This window comes from Paenibacillus sp. FSL R5-0519 (assembly GCF_037974275.1).
GTDB lineage: Bacteria > Bacillota > Bacilli > Paenibacillales > Paenibacillaceae > Paenibacillus.
Map to the genome: position 1 here is coordinate 5,347,333 of NZ_CP150234.1, position 17,768 is coordinate 5,365,100.

A 17,768-nucleotide genomic window follows, 5' to 3' on the forward strand; every position below is an offset into this window, starting at 1 on the left:
AGGTCCGCAAATATATAGCACGTTCCTGCTTCAATCATGACCTAAATAGCTGTTAAAAAAGAAAGGAGGTCGCTTAGCACCATGACAACCATCCCAGGTACCGCCAACAGCAGCATAACATCACACCTGTTGCATCAGCAGACAAATCCCCGTTCAGAAAAGGAACCCTCAAACCGGGCAGATCTGGATGCATTCCTGAATGATACCCTAATCGAACTTCGTCAGGCAGAACATATCATAACCCGTGGTAAATGGCGCTGGTCCACTACTGAACTTGCTCATCATACCTTTATATACATGCACAAATTCACAGGCCAACTGATCATGAATGGGACCGAATCCCACGTGGTTCACAAATCAGCTTGTCTGTGTACACCCGGTGCTTCAATTGAACTGATCGGAAATGAAGACCATGATATTGAACTGTATATCATTCACTTCGATCTATATCGGGCTACGGAGAAAACCAAAGCCAGACGCATCTACGAACGTGAACTCAGTTCACCGGTTACAGGCTGGATTCAGGGTCCATTTTACGGTATACAGCGCATTGCCGTGCAGCTTACACAACTTAATAACGCAGATTCGCAAAAAGACTTGAAAGCACAGCTCTTCCTGACGGAACTGTTACATATACTGTGGCCTCAAGAAGATCAGACGGACGCAGCGGCTGGGCAGGAGGAACCGGAACAGTGGCTCAGGTCCACCCTGCAATACATGCGCGAAAACTACATGCACGAGATCAAGCTGGAAAAGCTGGCCGAGCTGGCTGACATGCATCCATCCTATTACTCGCAGCTATTCAAGAGCCGCATGCAGAAGAATCCGATTGAATATATCACTCATCTGCGTATGAACCGGGCCAAGGAATTGCTGCTCACTTCCGATCTGCGTATCCGTGATGTGGCTCGTGAAGTGGGTTACCGTGACGAATTCTATTTCAGCCGACGTTTCCGGAACCATGCTGGATATGCTCCCACTTCCTATGCGAAGCAGGTGCATCGGAATATCGTGTCGCTCTCCTACCCATACACGGACCATCTGATGACACTTGGCGTCACACCATGCGCAGCTCAGATCCAGGGGCACCTGCCTCATCTGCCCAAATCGCTGGCACTGCCCTTCCATGCTTACGAACCGTGGGAACAAGGACGTCAGGCATTCCTCAATGTGAATCCTGATTTGATTCTGACCAAGGACAATGCGACCACAAAAGCTATGGAGCATATTGGCGATGTCTCCCCCATCATCACGATTCCCTGGAACCAGACTGACGTCTTTGGTCATCTGCATCAGATTGCATCGATTGTGGATCGTACCCAAGCCGCGACAGATTGGCTGGATCGACATGAGCGCAAAGCGGAGCGTGCACGCAAAAAAATGAAGGAACTCGTCGGAGATATTACCGTCGCTGTTGGCACGTTAACACCTAAAGGTCCCCGGATGTACAGCCATCGCAACTTCGGACATGTCTTCTATCGCAGTCTGCGATTGACCGCTCCTCAGCGGATTCAGCGCGAACTGGCTGGCAAATCACCTGGCGTCGGATTCAACTGGTTACCCTTCACACCAGGAGAATGGGATGGACTGGAAGCAGATGTGATGGTACTTGCGATTAATTCCATGCATGAAAAGGCAACACTGTTGAAAGAGATGGCATCGAATCCACTATGGAACAGCCATCCTGCCGTAAAAAACGGACGTGTGCATCTCATCGACTGGAACTCATGGGTGGTATATGCTCCATATTCCATTAACATCCAGCTCGATGAAGCGCTCTCTATGTTGACGAACAAACCTTTACTTTTGTAATCTAAAAAATGTCCATCTCCCAAATCTTAATTTATGCCATGTACGGGCCTGAATTAAGATTCTATAATGTTGACTAATTGATAATGATAATCAATAACAGTGAAATTCGTTGTTGGTACCAAAGGAGTGACCCGTATTCAACATCCGGGACTGCCACATCGTCCATCTAATTCAAAAAAGTCTGCGGTAACCGTTGGGCTGACGTTTTTGTCGGCCATAGCCATACTGCTGCTAAGTATGTTTGTCGCCATCTCTTTAGGTGCCAAAGGGCTAACGCTGGAAACCGTATGGGCTGCCATATTTCAGTACAACCCAGCTTTGACACCACATCAGATTATTCATGAGCTGCGGCTGCCTCGTGTCCTTGCCGCGGTTATTATCGGTGCTGCCTTTGCCGTTGCAGGAGCTTTAATGCAAGGTATAACGCGTAATCCACTGGCAGACACGGGCATTCTGGGCATCAATGCTGGAGCCACTTTTGTCGTAGCACTGAGCTTCGCCTTTTGGCCCGGACTGTCATATGGCTGGATCATGGTTTTATCATTCGTGGGGGCTGTTCTGGGCACACTGCTAATCTTCCTGCTTGGAATGGCAGCACCTGGTGGTCTGAATTCCATCAGACTGACCGTTGCCGGAGCCGTTATTGCAGCCATGTTAACCTCGCTCAGCACAGGCGTTGCCATTTATTTTGACCTGAGTCAGGATCTGGCCTTCTGGTATGCGGGAGGGTTTGGCGGAATCGAATGGCGGCATCTGAAGCTGATTCTTCCCGTGCTGCTCGCAACACTGGTGCTGATTATGCCACTCGCCCGGCGTGTATCCCTTATGTCACTCGGTGAAGAAGTCGCGATTAATCTCGGGATCAACCTGCGCTGGACGAGGTTTCTCGCCCTCGCAGCAGTTGTTGTGCTGGCTGGTGTGTCCGTGTCGGCAGTAGGTTCAATTGGATTTGTCGGACTCGTCATCCCCCATATCTCACGCAAACTGGTGGGTGTGGATTATCGACTCATCATTCCGATGTCTTCGCTGCTTGGGGCGATATTACTGGTGCTCGCCGATCTGGGCTCACGCATCGTGAACCCGCCGGAGGAACTCGCAGTAGGCATTATGGTTGCCTTTGTCGGTGTACCGTTCTTCCTCTATCTGGCCCGTAAAGAAAGGAGGGCCTTGTAGCGATGAATTTCAATACACCTTCACGATCACGAGGTAAACGTTCGTTAGTCGTCAGCATCACACTGCTATGCATCGCCATTGCCGTAATTGTGATCAGCCTGAACACGGGAACCATTCGCCTCTCCCCAGTAGCTGTGTTACAGACCTTGCTTGGTCATGGCAGTTCGGATGATCAGATTGTACTGTTTGATTACCGACTGCCTCGCATCCTGGTCACAGTACTGGCCGGAGCGGGACTTGGTATTGCCGGAGCAGCCTTGCAAGGGATTACCCGCAATCCGCTGGCGGACCCGGGTATTCTGGGATTACATGCAGGGGCAGCATTTGGACTAATGGTGTTTGTTAGTCTCTCCTTTACAATGGATGGCTCTGTAGCCTTGCTGATTCCGTTGTTCGCTTTTGCAGGCAGTGTTGCCGCCGCCCTGATCATCATGCTGTTATCTTATGATCGCCATAACGGCGTATCTCCCATTAAGCTGATTCTTGTGGGAATCGCAGTAGCGGCCGGGTTCCACGCGTTGACCCTCTACTTATCCCTGCGTTTGGATGAAGACACCTATTCCTTTGCCGCTCGCTGGTTGGCAGGTAGCGTCTGGGGCCGGGATTGGATTCATGTGCAAGCGTTGCTTCCCTGGGTGGTGCTATGTATCTCGTACATTTGGAGTCGATCCAAAACGCTCGATGCCTTCAACCTTGGAGATGCTGCCGCAACCAGCATTGGGACGCCTGTTCGATCCCAGCGTATTATTTTGTTGCTCTGTGCCGTAGCCTTGTCTGCCGTCAGTGTATCGATGGCCGGGGGGATTGGCTTTATCGGTCTGGCCGCACCACATCTGGCGCGCAGACTTGTCGGTCCGATGCATCGGCATCTGATCCCTGCTGCCGGACTCATTGGGATGGTTATTCTGGTGAGCGCTGATACAATCGGGCGAACGATCTTTCAGCCTAACGCTATACCGGCAGGTGTAGTAGTTGCCGCGATTGGCGCACCTTACTTTTTGTACCTGTTAGTACGAAGCAAGTGATCTTTTTTTACAAAAACAATAAAGACATCCCAGAGATGTTCAAGGAGAATGTGACTACCCATGTTAAAGAAAAACCTTATGCTTGTCATGAATATCTGTCTGGTGCTTGTGCTCGCTGCCTGTGGAACGGCCAATAATTCATCAACTGCTTCCGGTGGTTCATCCACGGATACATCAACCGAGAATCAGGACAATAGTACAAGTTCAGGAGAGCCACGTATTGCCTCCATGTCGATCCATCTGACCAATGATCTGCTGTCTCTCGGTATTACGCCGGTGGGTTCCGTTATTGGTGGCGAAGCCAAAGGCTTCCTGTCCCATGTTGCTGATCAGCTCAAAAATACAACGCCACTTGGTCCGGTTAAAGACCCGGATATGGAAGCTTTGCTTGCCCTGAAACCCGATGTAATCTATCTGGACGAAGAATTCTCCGGTGATGATATTGCCAAATTCGAGAAAATTGCTCCAGTGCATGTCTTCAATCTGGATGACGGTACATGGCGCGACCATCTGAAAGACATTGGCAAACTCGTGAATCGCGAGAAGGAAGCCGAACAGTACATTCAAGACTATGCGACCGAAACGGAAGAAGTGAAATCTCTGATTCATGACACGATTGGTGATGGTACCGTAATGGCGATTCGTGTTACTGCCAAAGAGTTGCGTGTGTTCAGTACACGCCGTCCCATGGGTCCCATTTTGTATGAGGATCTCGGTCTGACGCCTGCCAAAGGCATTACGGATATCGATTCAACCAAACCGTACCAGGTCGTCTCTCGTGAAATATTGCCGGACTATAATGCAGATGCGATCTTTGTGGTTGTGAATTCGGATGATGAAGCTCAAACCATGTTCAAGGAGCTGCAAAACAATCCGATCTGGCAAGGTCTAAAAGCAGTCAAAGCCGGTCATGTCTACCCGATTGGGGCACAACCTTGGCTAGATTACTCATCGATCGGCAATAAAATGGCCATGGATGAAGCGAAAGAAATGTTCTCCAAAAAATAACCAAAAAAACCTCACTTTGAAATGGGAACAACGTTGGTATAAATCATACTGACGCTCTATTCCGGTCAAAGCTGAGGTTTTTTCTTTTGAATCTATCAGCAAGCTGCAATCTACCTTCCCCACTCTGCGTACTCACACTGTACAGACAACAATCTCAACATCCGTATCGGCAAAAGCTTCCTGAATAATTGGGCTGACTTTCTCCCATTTCAGTCTGTCCAACCCGCATCCAATCCGAGGCATCGCCAGTTTCGTAATCCCTTCCATCACACATACGTCACGCATGGATTCTACCGCATTCGTCAACGATTGGTATGTCGGCTTGTTGGAGAACTTTGCCTTGGTGACCAGATTAAGCGTCCGTCCTACCGGATAACATCGTCCAATCTCAAGCGGCTCTTGTTTGGCCTGTTCTTGAAGATTCTCCAATCCGAATCGCTCCCGGAACTGTACCGCAATGCCCTTGCCCATCTTTGCATCGGCTGATATGCAGTGCGCAAGAGAGTAATCATCTCCCAGATCAAACAAATCCTGCTGTCTTTCATGAAATTGCATGTCATCTCTCTCCTTTATCCTATTTACACAGATCCTTTTTTTATTTATTAGACCTCTGCCAAAATACGTTGAAATGCCTTTAATGTTCTCTGACCTGCTGATCGATCATATACGGCAAATACAATGCGTTCAAAGGCGTCCTTATAAGCCTCTCCCACTAACACATCATGAAAATACTTCGCCACTACTGCCGGTTCATTACGAAATACGCCGCAACCGTACGCACCCAGAACAATCGTGCGGTGACCATTCGCAACAGCCACGTCCAGAATATAACGGATGCGTTCCTTCATCACCGATTCAATCTGTAAATCATCCGCTTCTCCACGCTCTTTCACCACACCCGCATTCACCGCCGGCGCAGTAATGAATGATGATACATAATATTTGTCCAGCAATCGATCTTCATCATCACGGATTACCGGAACCTCCGGTGAATAGATCATATAATGCGAATATAGACCCGATCGCTGTTTGCGATTGTATTCGTACATTTCATCCATTTGAGCGATACACGGGTATAGACCTGTCGCTCGGGCCAGACTCTCTTCCTGTGCCTGACTTCCGCCAAGGAAGCCGCCGCCCGGATTTTTCGCTGATGCAAAGTTTAGACAGACCACATCTTCTCTTCCTTCAGCTACGGTCAAACGTAAAGCAGCTCCAAGTGTCGTCTCACCAGTAACTTCAATGCGAACTGACACAGCTTCAACTTCAGCGGATGGGGCTGCCGATGAAGTTGCAATGCGAGGTGCTATACGACGCTTTTCTCTGAGCGCGGACAATGCTGCTGGACGGTATAACACCGAATTTCGGATGGCTTGCTGCACATCGGTACCGATCCCAACCTTGCGATCATACCCATTTACGTAATGCCCTTCATCCAAAATAGCCAACGTCTGCTGTGCGATATTAGCCCGCTTGGAACGTGAATTGGAGACGCGCTTATCACTCATCTGAATCACTTCCTATATCTTCTCTTAGGCGGGTCAGAATCTCACCCAACCAGTTGGTTCCCCGCCATGTTCTTCGATTGCGAATACGCGGGTCTTCCTCCGCCAGTCCCACACCCCAGATGCGATCATCCGGACTTGCTTCCACAAGGGTCGTTCCACGAGTGGCGCGCAGCGCGGTGAGCAGTTCTTCGTTTTGTGTAAATTTGGCCCTATTTCCCTCGTAAACGATGCGCTGGCACTCAGCTTCCCATAACGTCTGGTTGAAACCTGCGACCTGTCTGCCCAGCTTTTTTTGTACCGAAGCAGAGCTTGCCTTCAGAATCTTGTCGGCCATGGTCTGATCCCCAAACAGCAGTGCTTTCTGGTGCATCATGTATTGCTCCGCACTCGTGTAGTGAACCCCGTTCACGGTAAAATCCGCTGGGTGCCACTGTGAGAACGGCGATGCTGTCCTCCAGAAAAACGTAAACTTTTCCATCCTTATCCCCTCTTTACTTGATCCTCATGTATGCAATTATCCCGCAAACGTATTGAATGACTTCATTCTATTTCGTTGATGCATCCCATCTTCTATGGGTTCTGCCTCTCTGGATTCAATCTGTATAAACGTGAGGGTCGATGACCGGCACTGCTCGCATACTCTCCCGTCTCAATGACCCAATCGGCAATTTTGCGCCGGAAAGCGGCAGCCAGCAGTTTTTTGCCAGTGATGATCTCATGAACTTTCTGAAGTCCAGTCAGTGTGAACGTCTCCGGCATCAGATTGAATGCAATATCCGTATACTCGATCTTGGATCGCAGACGCTCAAGTGCATAATGAATGATTTTGGCATGATCAAATGCAATCCCCTGAACCTCACCCAACGTCACATGATGGCTCCGCACTTTTCCTTCTATCGTTTCTTTTGTCTCAACAATGGCCGACAACTCTTCTGTTCCATTGGTCAAAATCAACTGCAGCCTGCGTTCTATCACACGTCCACGCTCATGGATATGGCGTTTCTCTTCCAGAAGCCGCTGTTCCACCCGAAACCAATTGGCCTCACTGGCATCATCACCAGCCTGAAGTTCCAGCTCACTGCTATCAACCAGCGCCATATAGGAACAGCTGATGACCCGTGTACGCGGATCTCGTTCCACATCTCCCCAGGTGTACAGTTGTTCCAGATAAATATCATCCAGCCCGGTCTCCGTCAACAATTCCCGCCGAGCGGCATCTTCCAACGATTCCTGCATGGAGACAAATCCGCCCGGTAACGCCCACTGTCCCAGATAGGGATGACCGCCCCGCCGGATCAGCAACAACTGGAGTTCGGGTTCCGCGAGCTTGCGATAATTCTCCTGAGCTTCACTGCGGATCGTAAATACCAACATGTCCACGGTGACGGAAGGACGTTCGTAATCGCCAGCATCATAGCTGTCCAAAAACTGTTCTTCACTGATATGTGCCTGATCGTGATGCTCCCGGTGATCGGGGGCTTTTCCTCCAGAGGAACCTTCGTTAGTCATACGATATAAACCCCATTCTGTTATTAACTTTTTGTTATTAACAATTAGATAATATCAATTTATCACATCGTTTTATCTCAGGTCAATATTTCCAATCCAAAATAAATGATCTGTATTCACTTGACGATATGTCAAATCAAACTTAAGATTTAGTTAGTCAACTAACTAAATGTGCGTGTTCAAAAGGTTTGGTTTTCAGTACCGAGAAGATGGAATGAAGGTAGAAATGGAGTAGATGATATGAACCCAATCCAAAATGATCGGTTAATGGGACAGCTATCCGAGCTCGTGAAACTCAAACGTTACAAGGTTCATGAGAAACTTGTGAACCACCCCGAGTTATACCCGGGGCAGCCCCCTTTGTTGTTCCAGCTTGAACGGGAAGATGGCCAATCCCAGAAAAAACTGGCCGAACAACTTCAGCGCAGCCCCGCAACGGTAACCGTCATGCTCAAACGCATGGAAACATCCGGTTATGTGAGACGTGAAGCAGACCCGAAGGATCTGCGCAGTCTGCGGGTATACCTGACGGATCAGGGACGCTCCGCGCTGCAAGAATTGAGGATCGTGATTCAGGAGTTGGAACAGCAGGCTCAGAAAGATTTTACGCCGGAAGAATCCGAGATCATGTCTGCACTTGCACAGCGTATGCTCCAAAACCTGCGTGAATCCTGAGGTGATGCAAACTCTCGACATCGCTAATAACAACTGGCTTGAAGCAGCTAAAGGTTGATGAAATTGATTCACTTATGCAATTAAAACTGAGGTGATTTCCTATTGTGGACGTTAAAACGATTCTTGACACCATATAAGTCAGCGGCGATCATCGCCCCGCTGCTCATGGTACTTGAGGTTGCCATGGACCTGCTCCAGCCCAAGCTGATGTCCAGCATCGTGGATGATGGTGTACTTGCAGGGAATCTACCCCATATTGTGACTACAGGTCTGATCATGCTGCTTGTTGCATTAATCGGCTGGGTTGGCGGCGCAGGCTGCACACTTTATTCAAGCAAAGCTGCCGTGGGATACGGCACCGATCTGCGTCAGGAACTGTTTGACCATATCCAAACCTTCTCCTTCCGCAATCTGGATACATTTCAGGAAGGATCGCTGATCACTCGTCTGACCAGTGATATTACACAGATGCAGACCTTTGTACAGATGCTGCTGCGGATGTTTATCCGTTCACCCATGCTGATCATCGGTAGTATCATCATGGCATTTACGATCAGTGTGAAGCTGGCTTTGATTCTTATTGCCACTGTGCCGATACTGTTTATTATTTTATTTATTCTGATCAAGGCTTCCTATCCGCTGTTCGCCAGTGTTCAGAGCAAACTTGATCAGGTCAATGCTGTGCTCCAGGAGAATCTTGCCGGCATCCGTGTCGTCAAGGCGTTTGCACGTGCACGTCTGGAGAAAAAGCGGTTCAAGCAATCCAACGAAGATTATACTTCAACCGCCGTCAAAGCCTGGCGTATAGTCACGCTGAATGCACCCGTGCTCAGCCTGATGCTGAACGCTACCATTGTAGCGGTGCTGTGGTTCGGAGGCTTTCAGGTAGTTGGAGGCGATATTGCTGCCGGAGATCTGATTGCTTTTATCAACTATGTCACAGTTGTACTCTCTTCCCTCACGTCGATTGGCATGATGATGATGAGCTTCTCGCGCGCCAAGGTGTCTGCTGCCCGGCTCAACGAGGTGTTACATACTCAGCCAGATATCCAATCGGGTACCGATAACTTCGGGAAAGTTCAGCCACTGCCGTCTGTCCGGGATAAGAACTCATACCAATCGTCTCCCCTTCCCTCGCACACAGGCGGTCAAGTGGAGTTCAGAGACGTATCCTTCCGTTATGACGGAGAACATGCACTTACCGGCATTAATCTGATCGCTCGTCCAGGTGAGAAAGTGGCCCTGATCGGTTCAACAGGTTCAGGCAAAACCTCGCTGGTACAGCTAATTCCCCGTCTGTATGATGCTTCGCAAGGTGAGGTGCTCGTGAATGGAGTGAACGTTCGTCAATGGGATCTTCAGGATCTTCGCAGCCGTGTGTCCATTGTGCTCCAGGAATCCATTCTGTTCAGCGGTAGCATCCGGGATAACATATGCTTCGGCCGGCCCGGTGCAACGGATGCTGAATTGCGTGCTGCGGCACAAGCTGCGGCAGCGGATGATTTTATTATGAAATTGAAGGACGGGTATGACACGGAACTGGGTCAGCGCGGGGTCAATCTGTCCGGTGGGCAGAAACAACGTATATCGATTGCACGCGCCCTGCTTATGCGACCGGAAGTGCTGATTCTGGATGATAGCACCAGTGCTGTGGATCTGAGCACGGAAGCAAGTATTCAGAAGGCATTGCAATCCTTGATGAAAGACAGCACGACCTTTTTGATTGCACAGCGGATCTCCTCGGTGAAGGATGCAGACTGTATCTATGTCATTGATGAAGGACAGATCGTTGCCAGGGGCACACATGATGATCTTATGATTCATTCATCCCACTACCAGGCCATCTATTATTCGCAGCAACGGAAGGAGGATGTTCGATTTGGCTAAACCCGCCTCTTCCTCCATGCACCAAACGGTCGTGCCTCCCATCGGAAGACCCGGACCAGCGGGCAGAGGACCTGTTCCCAAAGTCAGAGCCAAGAATGCTCGCCACGCCCTGATTCGGGTATGGTCATACATGGGACGTCATCGCAAAGGCGTCATTGCTGCATTAGTGCTGACCGCTCTCGGAACACTGCTGAATCTGGCAGGACCCTATCTTCTCGGACGCGCCGTTAACGAACATATCGTGCCCAAAGTAACAACGGGATTGCTGAAGGAATGCCTCCTCTTGCTGAGTGTTTATGTCCTTGGATCACTCCTGATGTGGGCTCAATCCTATGTCATGATTGGTGTGTCCCAACTGACCGTTAAAGATCTGCGACACGCGTTGTTCTCCCGACTGCAAGAGCTGCCCGTCCAGTTTTTTGATAAAAATCAAAGCGGGGATCTGATGAGCCGGGCCACCAATGATATTGATAACGTATCTACAACGCTGAATCAAAGCGTAACCCAATTGATGTCCAGTGCCATTCTGCTCGTTGGCTCCTTGTCGATCATGTTTGCACTCGATGTTCGGCTTACATTGCTCAGTCTGATAACGGTACCCTTAATAACCATTGCTACTCGTCTCATCGCTTCAAAAACTCGCAAACACTTCACGGCCCAGCAGAAGTTACTTGGTGAGCTTAATGGGTATGCGCAGGAGACCATTGCTGGACAAAAAGTCGTAGCCGCTTATAACCGTCAGGATCAAGCACATCAACATTTTGAGAACCTGAACGAGAAACTTCGTACATCCAGCACCCAGGCCCAGACTGTTTCGGGTTTGGTTGGGCCAACGATGAACGTGATGAACAATATCGGTTTTGCCATACTGGCTTCTGTAGGTGGATGGATGGCTTATCATGATCTGACGTCCATCGGACTCATTGTCAGCTTTCTCGCTTACTCCCGTCAGATTGAGCGGCCGCTGAGCGATCTGGCCAATCAGTACAATCTGATTCAGGCTGCCATCGCAGGTGCTGAACGTGTGTTTCACATCATGGATACGCCTGGTGAATATGTGGAGGAACAGAAGAAACAACTGGAGCAGATTCAAGGTAAAGTTGTATTTGAAGACGTCTCCTTCGGGTACAGTGCGGAGCGAGACATTCTGAAGAAGGTTAGCTTTACTGCCAAACCTGGCGAGATGATTGCACTTGTTGGACCCACCGGCGCAGGCAAAACGACCATTATCAACCTGTTACCCCGTTTCTACGAGATTACAGGTGGACGGATCACCATCGATGGATGTGATATCTCGGAACTGGAGAAGGATCAACTCCGTCGGCAACTCGGCATTGTACTTCAGGATGCCTACCTGTTCTCGGGTACCATTCGCGACAATCTCGCCTACGGCAAGCCGGATGCAACGGATGAACAGATCAGGCAAGCGGCTATGCTTGCGAATGCACATTCGTTCATCCGCAAACTGTCACAGGGCTACGATACCCCCATTATTTCCGGGGGAAGCAATCTAAGCCAAGGACAACGACAGCTGTTGACCATTGCCCGGGCAATTCTGGCTGATCCGGCCATTCTTATTCTGGATGAAGCAACAAGCAGCATTGATACGCGTACTGAGATGAAGATCCAGGAAGCGATGCGGACGTTAATGAAGGATCGTACCAGCTTTGTCATCGCCCACAGACTGAGCACAATTCGTGAAGCCGATCAGATTCTCGTCATTAATGATGGACAGATCGCTGAACGTGGAAGTCATGACGCATTGATGCAGCAACAAGGATTCTACTATCAGTTACATCAGGGGCATCTAAATAAGTCGAACTAATGATTATTCACACAGACACTACGATGACAGAATAACCTTCCAATCGCGGTTAGCCCCAGATTTTATCGATTCCCTTTCACAAGGGGAAAATCCGTGGATAAAGGCGAGATGTATGCTTCCGAAGTAGCTTTCTTTCAGAAAGCTTTTAGCTCCGCTTTTTCAGTTTTTTCTGTCCTCTCCGTTACGTGTAAATGATTAGTTCAACCCAATATAGTCTGATCTGAACCGATGTGGCTTCTGCACATTCGTTTAATCAAAATACTAAACGCCGCATGGGGTTCTTCAGGACCCAGGCGGCGTTTTTATGATTTTGTCTAATGACTGTGTAATTGCTGTCTCTGGGTAAGTTATACGATTTACGTCTCCATTGGCAAATGAAGCGTGAAGGTGGAACCTACCCCCATTTCGCTGTGGACGGTAATTTTACCATTGTGATCCTGAACGATTTTCTGGCAGAGTGCAAGTCCCAGTCCCGTACCTTCTTCTTTGGTTGTATAAAAGGGATTAAAGATTGTAGATAGCGAATTTTCGGGAATACCGCTTCCTGTATCTGTAATTGAGATGAGTACTGCGTCTCCGTCCTGCAACAAATCCATGTGAACCTCACCTGGGTCTGTCATTGCTTCAAAAGCGTTACGAATCAGATTAATTAATACCTGCACAATCTTATCCCGATCCATGTTGATCACGACTGGCTCATTAGTCATTTCAAGCGTAATTCGATGCCCACGGGATGCCGCATCCGACTCGGTCAAAGACATCACCCGCTCAAGGCAGTGGCCCAATTGTTCCGGCTTCATATGATTGGCATGGGGTTTGGAAAACTGTAAAAATTCAGCCGTCAGATCGGTCACTCTTGTCACCTCACCCATAATCACTTCATACCATGGCGCGATATTAAACGCTTGTCCACGTGACAACTGCAGGAATCCCCGAATTGCCGTAAGCGGGTTCCGAATTTCGTGCGCCATACCCGCGGCCAGTTCACCTACAGCCCTTAGTCTTTCGGAACGAAATACTTCTTCTTCATTTTTCAGCCATTTGCTGCGCTGTTGTTGAAGCAGTCTATCCTCCGCTACCGTCATAAAGTGCTGCAACGAATCCGACATTTCCGGATACAGAGAGATGCTGTAGCTTACCTGAAGTCCTTGAAGCTGAACGGATAGCAATGATGACATTCGTTCTTCCACATCCTGTATCTCCGGCAAAACGACCGCAAATCGGTCTCCTGCATACCGGGATATGCCATAGGCCTCGGTAAAATGATTGCTGATCATCTGGCCTGTACCTGTGATCACCGTACACCAAGGATCTTCTGAATCTTTTTTATAACCACTAAAGTTATTAACGTTCAAAAGGATAAGCAAAAAAGAGCGATGTTCTTCTACTGTCTTATGCAGCACCTCCATGTAACCTTCGTAGTTCAACAGTCCGGTAAGCGGATCATGCAGGGTCAGGAACCGATTTTTCTCCCGAAGCCTGCGCTTCTCGACCTCACTGTTGATTAAGGTATGATACAAAAAAATGATAACAACCGAGGTTAACAGGTCAAATAACGAAACAAGCAAAGTATATGTATCTACAGGCACATACGAAAGCCGAATCACCGTATATTGCAGCATAAGCAGCAACGAAATCGGCAAGGTCTGCGCCAACCGCTGTTTGTCCTGGATCATTGAAATAATGAGCATATAATACAGCATGTTGCACCAGTTCAGTTCACTGAAATAATGGAATATCCCGAGAAAAATCCACTGAAACTTCCGCAGCACAGGATATCGTCTCTCCCCAAAAATACTTGCTACCAATAATGTCCCCGAAAGCGACATTATTGCCATATGAGGGGTAAGTCTTAGAACATAAGAGGACAGAATGACAAGCAGACAACCTAGCGGGAATATCACCATTTTCATCGTGTAACTTAGCAAACAGCCTCGCCCCCTTTGACAGAAAACTCACATCAAACAACTTATGTACATGTATTATATCGATTATGATTAGCTGATGTTGTCGATTAATGGAGGCTCGTCAAATTCGCATGAATGTATAAGTTATGAAGGCAATAGGACATATGATGTAATTGTAATCGGCAAAAGTGAAACATTTCCTCTTCACATGGTCATTATTGTGTTACAATCCATTAATGGATTAATTTGGTTCAACTCTTGGTTATGGAGGATATCACATGACAACACAACGAAAACCACTTGGCTTCGGAACGCTATCTCTGCTCGTATTATCGATGGGCCTAGCCTTTAACTTTCCATGGGGCCAAGCAAATTTCATGATCAGTCATTACCTTTTTAACTTAATAAACCTGCCTATTTATAGCAACGGAACTCAAGGACTTCACATCCCTTTTGTAGTAGCAGCCCTCTTCTGGATTCCGACCTTCTTGATTGCCAAAAAATATCGTGCGCATTTCGGCACCCGGCTATCTTATAATGTCGCCGGATTTATGTTGCTTTTGTGCATCATTGGACCAGTTATCCCCGTTATCGATTGGATGGTCAATGGTTAAACACTTAAAGCCAGCTCTCTATATCCCGAGGGCTGGCTTCTTTGCTACTTTTTCATATAAGATGAATGGAATTTTTACACCATAACGTAGAGTGCAGAACCAATCTGAAGAAGCGAGAGCGTTCGCATTTATCACCGGATTTTCCCCTATTAATATAGGGAATCAAGAAAATCAGGGGATAAGGGCGATCGGAAGATGGTACTGCACTCGGAGTACAACGGTGTAACCTTTTTCGTTAATCTTATTTTTTCGCCATATACTTACGGATGTCAAAAGCCACCGCAGCAACAATGATCAATCCTTTGATAATCAACTGCCAGTATGGACTTACCCCGATAAACGTCAGACCATAGTTAATGACCCCGAAGATCAGTACACCCGCCATAACTCCAGGTACCGTTCCAATACCACCCGCTGTCGATACGCCGCCTACCACACATGCGGCAATCGCATCCAGCTCATACATATTACCGTAATTGTTTGTTGCTCCACCCGTTCGGGCTGCCTCAAGCACACCACCCAGGCCATATAACGCACCCGCAATGGCATACAAGGCAACCAGGTTGCGGGCCACATGAATTCCGGATACATGCGCTGCCTGAATGTTGCCACCGATGGCATACATATTTTTGCCGAGACGTGTTTTGTTAAAGATCACCCAGCAGATTAAAGCCACCGCAATAGCGATAAGGACAATATACGGGATGGAATAACCCCCGCCCAGATCAATGTATCCAGAGCCAATGACGGTAAAATCAGGTCTTAATCCTCCGATCGGCTGTGACTGGTTGGGTTCCGTATCAAAATAGATGGAGTTCAGTCCATACACGGCAACCATTGTACCCAGCGTTGCGATAAAAGGGGGCACATGTAATTTGGCGACAATCAGTCCATTGACCAAACCCACGAATAGACCTGCGGTGATTCCAACCAGAATCGGCAACAACACCGGCAAATGGGGCAGATCGGGGAAGAAACGGTTCGCATACTCATCAATCTGCAGCATCGATGCCGATACAACAGCCGTCAGACCAACCACCCTTCCCGCGGACAGATCGACCCCACCCGTGACGAGGATAAAGGCTGCACCGAGTGCAATAATGGCCCGTGTGGAGGATTGCTGTAAGATGTCCCGCAGTGTAGAGAAGGCCAGAAAATTCGGATCGGCAATAGCAATACCAATGATGAGCAGAATCAATACGATAAAGATAGCGCGTTGTGTTACATAATTTTTCACTTGATTGATCATCTGTGTGTTCATCTGTTTCCCTCCTGACTAAGCCATCCGCTGCTGAGCGGCCAGCCTCATAATATCCTGCTCTGTTGCCTCGGCTCCGTTCACGATTCCGGTTAGACGCCCTTCGCTCATCACCATAATGCGATCCGACATACCAAGCAGTTCAGGCATCTCCGAACTAATCATAATAATGCTTTTGCCCTGACGAGCCAGTTCCGTAATAATGGTGTAAATCTCGAACTTGGCCCCTACATCGATTCCACGTGTCGGTTCATCCAGCAACAGAATCTCCGGATCGGTCAGCAACCAGCGGGCCAACAGAACTTTCTGTTGATTACCGCCAGACAGGTTTCGAATCAGCGTGTTAACTGAAGGGGTTTTGGTTCTGAACTTCTGCGTCTGTTCCCGTGCTTCTTCCCGTCCCTTTTTCTCATCCAGCAAGCCCACGCGATTGCGGTAGCGCCCCAGACTGGCAATGATCGTATTCTCATACACCGACAACACGGGGAATATTCCTGTAACCCTTCGTTCTTCCGTGAGCAACGCGATATTATGACGCTTCGCTGCTGCGGGGGAGTTAATCTTCACCTTGCGCCCATGAATCGAAATCGTACCTGAAGCGAGTCCGCGAAGTCCGAACAAGGATTCCATCAGTTCTGTCCGCTGTGCTCCAACCAAGCCGCCAATGCCGAGCACTTCACCTTTTCGCAGCTCAAAGGATACATCACAAAACGATTTGGACTGGTTGGATGTCAGACCCTCGGCCTTTAATATCACTTCACCGGGTACGTTGGTGCGTTCCGGGAAACGTTCATCCAGATCACGACCCACCATGCGTGTAATAATCAGATCTGTCGTTAAATCCGCAGCATCCCAAGTCCCGACAACGAAGCCATCACGCATGATTGTCACTTCATCCGAGATCGTCAGGATCTCCTCCATCTTGTGGGAAATGTAGATAATGGACACCCCCCGACTGCGTAGTTCATTAATAATGGCGAAGAGTTGCTCCACTTCCTTGCCTGTCAGGGAAGAGGTGGGTTCATCCATGACAATAACTTTGGAATTGAATGAGACCGCCTTGGCGATTTCCATCGATTGAATCTTGGAGACAGACAATGTTCCCGCTTGAGCCTTCGGATCAATATCCAGATTCAGGTCCTTGAACAGAGCCAGTGTATCGGAATACATCCGTTTCTCGTCCACCAGTATTCCCTTCATCGGAAAACGCCCCAGCCAGATATTCTCCATCACCGGGCGATGCGGGACCGGATTCAGCTCCTGATGAATCATGGATATGCCTTGCTGAAGTGCCGCCTTGGAATTCGGAATATCCACATCATTTCCTTCGATGCGTATCGTTCCTTCATCCGGATGATACATCCCGAACAGACATTTCATTAGTGTGGATTTGCCCGCTCCATTCTCTCCCATCAAGGCATGAACCGTACCGGGCTTCAGTTTCAATGTGACCTGACTTAGTGCCTGCACACCCGGAAATGCTTTCGAGACTCCATTCATCTCCAGCAGGTAAGGTGACTCCATCTTGGTTCCTCCCTTCCATATGACCAGCAAAAAAGGGACGTTA

General features: G+C 48.6%; 15 protein-coding genes. 8 read left to right on the forward strand and 7 right to left on the reverse strand.

The genetic code is table 11. The features are described 5' to 3' along the window. Nucleotides 1-81: 81 nt before the first annotated feature. From MKY73_RS24125 to MKY73_RS24140, 4 genes are all read left to right on the forward strand, one after another. Nucleotides 82-1,812, forward strand: coding sequence for an AraC family transcriptional regulator (locus MKY73_RS24125; protein ID WP_339303766.1), 1,731 nt, complete (start codon nt 82-84; stop codon nt 1,810-1,812). Nucleotides 1,813-2,010: 198 nt separating this feature from the next. Continuing rightward, a complete protein-coding gene (locus tag MKY73_RS24130; RefSeq protein WP_339308733.1) occupies nt 2,011-2,985 on the forward strand; it encodes an iron ABC transporter permease in 975 nt (324 codons plus the stop codon). A 2-nt stretch (nt 2,986-2,987) separates the two neighbouring features. Further along, complete coding sequence (locus tag MKY73_RS24135; protein WP_339240037.1) at nt 2,988-4,010, forward strand: iron ABC transporter permease; 1,023 nt, start codon at nt 2,988-2,990, stop codon at nt 4,008-4,010. A 60-nt stretch (nt 4,011-4,070) separates the two neighbouring features. Next, on the forward strand, nt 4,071-5,018 hold the full coding sequence (locus tag MKY73_RS24140) for an iron-hydroxamate ABC transporter substrate-binding protein (RefSeq protein WP_339303767.1): 948 nt from the start codon (nt 4,071-4,073) through the stop codon (nt 5,016-5,018). 132 nt (nt 5,019-5,150) lie between these two features. Here MKY73_RS24140 and MKY73_RS24145 read toward each other — a convergent pair whose 3' ends face one another. From MKY73_RS24145 to MKY73_RS24160, 4 genes are all read right to left on the reverse strand, one after another. Next, complete coding sequence (locus MKY73_RS24145; RefSeq protein ID WP_339303768.1) at nt 5,151-5,573, reverse strand: macro domain-containing protein; 423 nt, start codon at nt 5,571-5,573, stop codon at nt 5,151-5,153. A gap of 47 nt (nt 5,574-5,620) precedes the next feature. Continuing rightward, nucleotides 5,621-6,526 carry a TIGR02452 family protein gene (locus MKY73_RS24150; RefSeq protein ID WP_339303769.1) on the reverse strand — a complete coding sequence of 302 codons (906 nt, stop codon included), beginning with the start codon at nt 6,524-6,526 and terminating at the stop codon, nt 5,621-5,623. After that, nucleotides 6,519-7,004 (reverse strand): NADAR family protein, encoded by a 486-nt coding sequence (locus MKY73_RS24155; RefSeq protein WP_339303770.1) that lies wholly within the window; start codon nt 7,002-7,004, stop codon nt 6,519-6,521. The genes MKY73_RS24150 and MKY73_RS24155 overlap by 8 nt, the downstream gene beginning before the upstream one ends. Nucleotides 7,005-7,096: 92 nt before the next feature. After that, nucleotides 7,097-8,035, reverse strand: coding sequence for an NUDIX domain-containing protein (locus MKY73_RS24160; RefSeq protein WP_339303771.1), 939 nt, complete (start codon nt 8,033-8,035; stop codon nt 7,097-7,099). 240 nt (nt 8,036-8,275) lie between these two features. Here MKY73_RS24160 and MKY73_RS24165 point away from each other — a divergent pair, with 240 nt between their 5' ends. The 3 genes from MKY73_RS24165 to MKY73_RS24175 all read left to right on the forward strand — a co-directional run bounded on the left by MKY73_RS24165 (nt 8,276) and on the right by MKY73_RS24175 (nt 12,422). Then, nucleotides 8,276-8,710, forward strand: coding sequence for a MarR family transcriptional regulator (locus tag MKY73_RS24165; protein WP_339303772.1), 435 nt, complete (start codon nt 8,276-8,278; stop codon nt 8,708-8,710). 102 nt (nt 8,711-8,812) lie between these two features. Beyond that, entirely contained in the window at nt 8,813-10,597 is a 1,785-nt protein-coding gene (locus tag MKY73_RS24170; protein ID WP_339303773.1) for an ABC transporter ATP-binding protein, read from the forward strand. Next, nucleotides 10,581-12,422, forward strand: coding sequence for an ABC transporter ATP-binding protein (locus MKY73_RS24175; protein ID WP_339303774.1), 1,842 nt, complete (start codon nt 10,581-10,583; stop codon nt 12,420-12,422). The genes MKY73_RS24170 and MKY73_RS24175 overlap by 17 nt, the downstream gene beginning before the upstream one ends. A gap of 356 nt (nt 12,423-12,778) precedes the next feature. On the opposite strand, the gene MKY73_RS24180 is transcribed toward MKY73_RS24175, so the two are convergent. Next, on the reverse strand, nt 12,779-14,350 hold the full coding sequence (locus MKY73_RS24180; RefSeq protein WP_339303775.1) for an ATP-binding protein: 1,572 nt from the start codon (nt 14,348-14,350) through the stop codon (nt 12,779-12,781). A 257-nt stretch (nt 14,351-14,607) separates the two neighbouring features. On the opposite strand from MKY73_RS24180, the gene MKY73_RS24185 reads away from it, so the two are divergent. Beyond that, nucleotides 14,608-14,943, forward strand: coding sequence for a hypothetical protein (locus MKY73_RS24185; RefSeq protein ID WP_339303776.1), 336 nt, complete (start codon nt 14,608-14,610; stop codon nt 14,941-14,943). Nucleotides 14,944-15,184: 241 nt separating this feature from the next. Here MKY73_RS24185 and mglC read toward each other — a convergent pair whose 3' ends face one another. Both mglC and MKY73_RS24195 read right to left on the reverse strand, forming a co-directional pair. Beyond that, nucleotides 15,185-16,204, reverse strand: a complete 1,020-nt coding sequence (mglC, locus tag MKY73_RS24190; RefSeq protein WP_076214373.1) for a galactose/methyl galactoside ABC transporter permease MglC — start codon at nt 16,202-16,204, stop codon at nt 15,185-15,187. Between the two features lie 15 nt (nt 16,205-16,219). Continuing rightward, the gene (locus MKY73_RS24195) at nt 16,220-17,725 is read right to left on the reverse strand and encodes a sugar ABC transporter ATP-binding protein (protein WP_339303777.1); all 1,506 of its coding nucleotides are present in this window, start codon (nt 17,723-17,725) and stop codon (nt 16,220-16,222) included. Nucleotides 17,726-17,768 lie beyond the last annotated feature (43 nt).